Raw genomic sequence first — 6433 nt, 5'->3', positions numbered from 1 at the left:
AATTGTTTTTTTATAATTTACTTACTCTAATCCATATCGATCTTTGAATATCCATGTTGAACATATTTTCTACTTGGGATAAGCTAAATACTCATTCATCTGATGGGTTTTATATGCGTCATCTTGCTCTTTCTTTTTTTATATCTCTTTTTGTTAATACGCTTTGGGCAGATATGCATCAGCACCAATCCCTTCATCCTTCACCATTAGTTAATGCGCTTAGGATTGGGACCGATACTAATGGGACGATTTTGTATCTTTGTCGTGCGACACTGTTTAATAGCGTCCAACCCGGAAAAACATGGGCGGGTTATAACCGCTGTAATATACCCTATGGCGGTAAAGAATATGTGGTAGATCAATTTACCATTCCTAATCAACGTGACTTTGGTCATTTTACCTGGGAGGAGAATGTGCGAGGAGCAGTGAGGATTGGTACGGATACTAATGGCAATCCTTTATTCTTGTGCCAAAGTAATTTTCATGGGAGCGTTCAGCCTGGAAAAACATGGCCTGGCTATAATCATTGTAATATAGCTTTTGCTGGTCGAGAAATCATAATGGATGATTATCGTATACTAAGTAATAGAAGGGAGATTATTGTTCATTCGCAATCTTCTGTTCACTTACACTCTAATAATGGACACTCTCACTATTAGTGAATAGTGGATTAGGTTTGCAACAATTTATCTAGAGAAGGATCTTCATTCGCGACTTCCAGAAATCTAGTACAAAGAACAAGTATCTTGTTCCCCATAGTCCTAACTGGATCCTGCGAATAAGTCGCTGAATTGGCGACAGCTCCTAATTTCTTTCATAGGTATAAAAGGTCATATCATATTCATTCTTATCATCGCACGGCCGAAACTCTTTATTTTGGCAGCGCCAAATGGATTCATCAATTTTTGGAAAAAATACGTCCGCTTTAAATTGATGATGAATACGGGTGATGTACAAACGAGTTGCTATTTCCATAGCCTGGACAAAAATTTCTGATCCGCCAATGATCATTATTTCATCGGTCTTTATATTGTTATTGATAGCCTTGGATAATGAATCAACAACCAACACGCCCTCAATAGGTGATGAAGAGCGGCTCAGCACAATATTTGTCCGTCCCGGTAGTGGTTTTCCTATGGACGCGAACGTTTTACGCCCCATAATGATGGGCTTACCCATTGTAATTGTTTTAAAATGTTGTAAGTCTGCAGGCAGGTAACATAGTAATTGGTTGTTAATTCCTAAACCACCCGCTTCATCAATTGCGGCTATCATACTAATAATGGTCATCATTGCATCCTGGTTAAAACCATGTTCATTGCCATACGAACAGCAGCAAGCATACTGCCAGGATCTGCTATATTTTTTCCAGCTAAGTCCAAGGCAGTACCGTGATCGACAGAGGTACGAATTATAGGGAGCCCCAAAGTCACGTTAACGGCCTGGTTGAACCCCGCATATTTCAAAACGGGTAACCCTTGATCGTGATACATTGCCACATAAGCATCACAACTTCTTAAATGCTCCTGCGTAAACATTGTATCAGCTGGAAGTGGGCCGTCTATATCCATCCCTTGACTCTTTAAAATGGTCAAGGCCGGGGTAATCACCTCAATTTCTTCTCGACCTAAATAACCTGACTCACCGGCATGCGGATTTAGTCCGGCAACTTTAATTCTCGGTCTTACAACGCCAAATTGATTGATTAAGGATTGATGCAGCTGAGTAATAACCTTTATGATTAAAGAAGTAGAAATGGCATCAGGTACTAAACGTAATGGTAGATGAGTAGTAACCAATGCAACTTTCATTTGTTCACAAGCAAGCATCATCACTACTGTTTCAACCGCAAAATAGTGTGCAAAAAATTCGGTATGCCCGGTAAACGGTATGCCTGCCGCATTAATGTTGGCTTTATGAACCGGTGCGGTGATCAATGCTGAAAACTCGCCTTGAGCACATAAGGCAGCGCCTTGGGTTAATAACTCGAGAACATAAGACGCATTTTGAGGATTCAATTGACCACTTATCACTGGAGCAGGACAAGAAATAGGGAGTACCGTTAAATAACCAGGTTGAAGCTTAAGCGTTTTTCCTGATTGATAGACAATAAATTGAAGATCTTTATTTAACTCCCTTGCCCGGTTTTCCAATAAAACGGGATCTCCTAGAATCACCACAGGCCAATCACAACCTGCAAGAGCCAAACATAAATCTGGACCAATTCCTGCAGGTTCACCGCTGCTGATCAGCAGTGGGGTCATGCCAAATCCTTTTCAACAACATTCACATAGGCTTCAGTGCGCAAATGTTGTTGCCAATTGTGGACTGCTTCAGCAAACTTACGTTGTTGTAAAAACTGTCTTACCTGTTGCTTTTTAAATGCTTCTGAATCATCTTTTTGTTTGCGTGCAATAACTTCAATGAAATGCCATCCAAATTGACTTTTTACTGGCTGACTCACTTTATGCAGGGGCAGCTCGTTCATTGCTTTCTCAAACTCAGGTACTAACTCGCCTGGATTTACCCAACCTAAATCACCGCCTTTGACGGCACTGGCAGCGTCTAACGAATATTGCTTGGCCATTAAGGCAAAATCTTTTCCTGATTTAAGTTGCTGGTAGATATTATTCACTTGCTTCATTGATTCTGAAGGTAACATGCTTGCATCAGGTTTCAATAAAATATGACGAACGTGGGTCTGAGTAATAATGTGGTGTTGATTTTCACCACCAATAGCAATCAGCTTGATCAACTGAAATCCATTACCTGTACGTAGGGGGCCGACTACTTGGCCAACCTTCATGTTAATCACTTCTTTGGCAAAAATTTCAGGCAGTTCGGCTAAATGTCTTTCCCCCAAATCACCACCTTCCAAAGCAAGTTCACCACTAGACTCTTCAATAGCCAAACGACTGAAGTCCTCACCTTTTCTTATTTTAACCAATAAATTCTCAGCGTTGGTTTTAGCTTTTTTCAATTGCTCAGTAGTGGGTTCTTCATTTAAGGGAATAACTATATTCTGTAGATGATAGGTTAATTGGGCATTATCAGCTTTACTGGCTGTTTTTAAATATTGATCCACTTGCTCATTGGTAATTGATATATCTTTTCCTACTGCCTTTTGTTGCAGACGAGAAATTAACATTTCTTTACGAATATTATTTCTATATTCTTTCCAGCTAATCCCTTGTTTGGTAATTTCTTCGCGTAATTGCGCTAAAGAAATATTATTCATTGTCGCTATTCGCTCAATAGCACTATTCAGTTCAATACTGTCGACTGTTATGCCATTTTGCTTCGCCATTTGCAGTTGTAAATCAACATCAATTAAATGTTGTAACACTTGCTTTCGGAGTACAGATTCTTTAGGCATTTGCATTTTCTGCGCCTCGATCTGTTTTTTGGATATCTCTACTTGTTTATCCAATTCACTGGAAGTAATCACTCCATCATTAACTATAGCAACCACTTTATCCAGCAGCTGCTTACCTTCAGCAAGTCCAACTACTGAAAATAACATGCATACTAGTACTAATCTTTTAAACATGCCTTAATCCTCATTTACACTTTGCCGGGCAATTTAGGGTATTATTAATTAAAACACAAGCAAATTTGTTTAAATTCTACCCTAATTTAACGAGCAAATATATCGTTATATCCTGGAATGAACGTACCTAATACATTAGAAGGATCGCTATATGCAACTGTTCCCAAGCCTTTTAATAATATTTGCAAATAAATATTATCACTATATTCAGGCTCAAATGTTGCATTTAGGTTTTTAAACGTTTTGCCCCCTAATATTCGCATGGCCCAACAGCAGCTATCATATTGCACACCAAGCAAAGACATCATGCTGTAATTTTTACTGATATTATAACTGTATGCGCCAACCGTACTCCATTTTTCACTCAATGGCCACGAAAACGCAATCATAGCCTGATGCAATGCATTATCCTGAGGGCCATTATTTCTTACTAGTCCTCCATCGCTATTAACCAAATAGGAATAACTAAGATTAATAATTTCATTGGTTTGAGGTTGATAATGCAAATTGAGATCCCCATTATTGGTGGCATGCGTTGCCGGATCCCAAACATAATCACCTGTTATTCCCCATACCCGATTCAAATGATAAACAGCGCGAGTAGCTACCGGAGATGTTGTAGACGTCGGGGAAAGATTCCCAAAGATATTCGGATTATCAATACAAAAACCGGATGGACTTTGACAAAGTTGCACTTTCCTGTCAGCAAAATATCTAATTTGACCAATGGAGAAATTCGCAAGTTCTGCCCCCGTATCTTCATATAACCAACGAGAGGTTAAGGCATAAGTCAATTGATTCGCATCACCGATACGATCAAAACCTGAAAATCGATTCGTTCTGAATAATTGGTCTACGTTAAAAATCATAAATCCTGAATCATACACTGGAATGGGGGTTTGATTTTGATAAGGTACTTTCAAATAAAATAAGCGTGGCTCCAATGTTTGAGTGAAGAAGTTCTCATTCATCTTGAAATCACGTTCGAAATATAATCCGCCATCCAGACTGTATCGAGGGATAATGCGATTATAATCGACATTTTGATTCCATAAATTATAACGATTGTAATTGAAGCTGGAAGCCCCCCCATTAAAACCGTTAAACCCAAAACTATTAAACGCGTTAAAGCCGTTAAAACTCAAACCAGAGCTATTATTGCGCACTTCATAATAATTTTCCACAAACTGTGCTGAAGGGGTGACATACCCCCAGGGTTTCGTCAAGGGAACCGCCAACACCGGATTAAAATGAAATCTGGGCCCTTGCGGCATCATAATTGGCGTATTATTCCAAGAATCAATAGGCCAATTAAACTGATCATATTCCCCTAGAATATTTAAATTGGCATTGAATGGTAAATCGTAATAATAACCGCGTGCCATAATTTGCGGTAAACGCTCGTATACAGGAGCTATAGGAATTTCGTTTATAGGTTGTAATGTTTGATAGCTTTGCAACATTCCTCTAAAAATCCAATGTTCTGTTGTAGAGGTTAAGTCGGCTTGACGTAATAATTGCCTCATGGTCATGAGAGCCAGGTTAGTACTGAAATCCTGCAAATAATAGTCGTCAGAAACCTGTTGCACATTTAAATTAAATTGAAGATTAGGTGCAAGGCTGGTTGTATTAAGAATACTATAGGCCCACCGATTGGTTGACATCCCTTGAAGCCTGGGGTACAGCGTTTCATTCTCCTGTAAAAAGGTATTAAAAGCCTTATCTTTAGGTAAAAAATTTCCGGTCATAATCCCCGAGCTGTTGGGAGTTAAATAACGATATTCGCCTCCCAACATAACGCCGCGTTTGGTATAGGCATGAGGCGTTATGGTCATGTCATAATTAGGAGCAATATTCCAATAGTAAGGTAAGCCAAAATCCAAACCGCCTATATTGGAATAGCCAAAAATAGGCATAAGAAAGCCTGACTTACGCTCCTTATTAGTAGGGAAACTCAAATAGGGAGTGTAGAATACCGGCCATTCATTGACACGAACCACAGCATTTCGTGCAACACCTTTTGCATTGGCATCATCTATAGCGATAGAGTCGGCCTTTATATCCCAAGTCTTATCTTGAGGTGAGCAGGTTGTATAGGTTGCTTTTTGCAGCAAGTAATCTTTATTGGCAAAGCGACGAATGAAGCTTGCTCTTCCCCAGGCAGGAAGCACTGCCTTACTTCTATCGGTATTGATGCGATACAGCACATCCTCCGTTTCTCCAGAATTATCTTGAGGATTAATCGTGGCTTTTCTGGCAATCATCAATTTACCAGGCTCCAGGTAGCGCACCTCTCCCAAAAACTCAATTTTGGTCACCTGATTGGTTTTCGGATCTCTGTAAACATAGGCTGTTTGGGCATTAACTACTCTTTGCGTTTGCTGAATTTCGACATGGCCTGATAAGGTTGAACGTTGATTTTGATAAAAGGACACGCTGTCTGCCTGAATACGTACCTGTTCCGAGTCAGCCAACGGGGTCACCGTAAGCGGTTGGTAAGCTCCAAGACAAATAGGGGAGCTTTGGTCGGATTGCCAGCCAAGACATTGAGCAAATTTAGCTCTGATTGCATCCGTTAAATCGACATCGCGCGCAATAACGCAGGCTTGAACAGGTTCATTAATCAATGATGCAGAATTGGCCAGCCGATGATAAATAATCATGCTCATAAGAAACGCCGCCATTCCCAGACTCATGATGAACCACTTTATTGAACGGCAGAACTGAATAGTTTTAGTGGATGCAGGTTTTAAAAAGTAATAAAGAGAATCACACAATAAAGCGATTGACGAAAAAAAACTGATTAGCTTATTACAAAACTTAATGTTCACAGCTAACAAAATGCCTTATTATGCACACAATCGATTTAAATTAATCCGCATT

General features: G+C 39.7%; 5 protein-coding genes. 1 reads left to right on the top strand and 4 read right to left on the bottom strand.

Going from position 1 to position 6433, the window contains the following annotated elements; all coding sequences use genetic code 11:
- The first annotated feature begins 53 nt into the window (after positions 1 to 53).
- Entirely contained in the window at positions 54 to 659 is a 606-nt protein-coding gene (locus LOX96_RS13745) for a DUF3421 domain-containing protein (protein WP_250422903.1), read from the top strand.
- A 145-nt stretch (positions 660 to 804) separates the two neighbouring features.
- Here LOX96_RS13745 and LOX96_RS13740 read toward each other — a convergent pair whose 3' ends face one another.
- From LOX96_RS13740 to LOX96_RS13725, 4 genes are all read right to left on the bottom strand, one after another.
- Positions 805 to 1290, bottom strand: coding sequence for a dihydrofolate reductase (locus tag LOX96_RS13740; RefSeq protein ID WP_250423032.1), 486 nt, complete (start codon positions 1288 to 1290; stop codon positions 805 to 807).
- Positions 1290 to 2264: a 4-hydroxythreonine-4-phosphate dehydrogenase PdxA gene (pdxA, locus tag LOX96_RS13735; RefSeq protein WP_250422906.1), complete on the bottom strand. Its 975-nt coding sequence runs from the start codon at positions 2262 to 2264 to the stop codon at positions 1290 to 1292. Before pdxA ends, LOX96_RS13740 begins: the two co-directional genes overlap by 1 nt.
- Positions 2261 to 3550, bottom strand: coding sequence for a peptidylprolyl isomerase (locus LOX96_RS13730; protein WP_250422909.1), 1290 nt, complete (start codon positions 3548 to 3550; stop codon positions 2261 to 2263). Before LOX96_RS13730 ends, pdxA begins: the two co-directional genes overlap by 4 nt.
- 86 nt (positions 3551 to 3636) lie before the next feature.
- Positions 3637 to 6219 carry an LPS-assembly protein LptD gene (locus LOX96_RS13725; RefSeq protein WP_431606642.1) on the bottom strand — a complete coding sequence of 861 codons (2583 nt, stop codon included), beginning with the start codon at positions 6217 to 6219 and terminating at the stop codon, positions 3637 to 3639.
- Positions 6220 to 6433: the final 214 nt, after the last annotated feature.

The sequence above is a fragment of the Legionella maioricensis genome, from assembly GCF_023618015.1.
Classification (GTDB): Bacteria; Pseudomonadota; Gammaproteobacteria; order Legionellales; family Legionellaceae; genus Legionella; species Legionella maioricensis.
This window is presented reverse-complemented; position numbering and strand designations above follow the sequence as displayed.

What these genes read in the sequence shown, in the direction of transcription:
- pdxA (WP_250422906.1), bottom strand. Translation starts at nt 2,264, where the DNA reads ATGACCCCACTGCTGATCAGCAGCGGTGAACCTGCAGGAATTGGTCCA.
- LOX96_RS13730 (WP_250422909.1), bottom strand. Translation starts at nt 3,550, where the DNA reads ATGTTTAAAAGATTAGTACTAGTATGCATGTTATTTTCAGTAGTTGGA.
- LOX96_RS13740 (WP_250423032.1), bottom strand. Translation starts at nt 1,290, where the DNA reads ATGACCATTATTAGTATGATAGCCGCAATTGATGAAGCGGGTGGTTTA.
- LOX96_RS13725 (WP_431606642.1), bottom strand. Translation starts at nt 6,219, where the DNA reads ATGAGCATGATTATTTATCATCGGCTGGCCAATTCTGCATCATTGATT.
- LOX96_RS13745 (WP_250422903.1), top strand. Translation starts at nt 54, where the DNA reads ATGTTGAACATATTTTCTACTTGGGATAAGCTAAATACTCATTCATCT.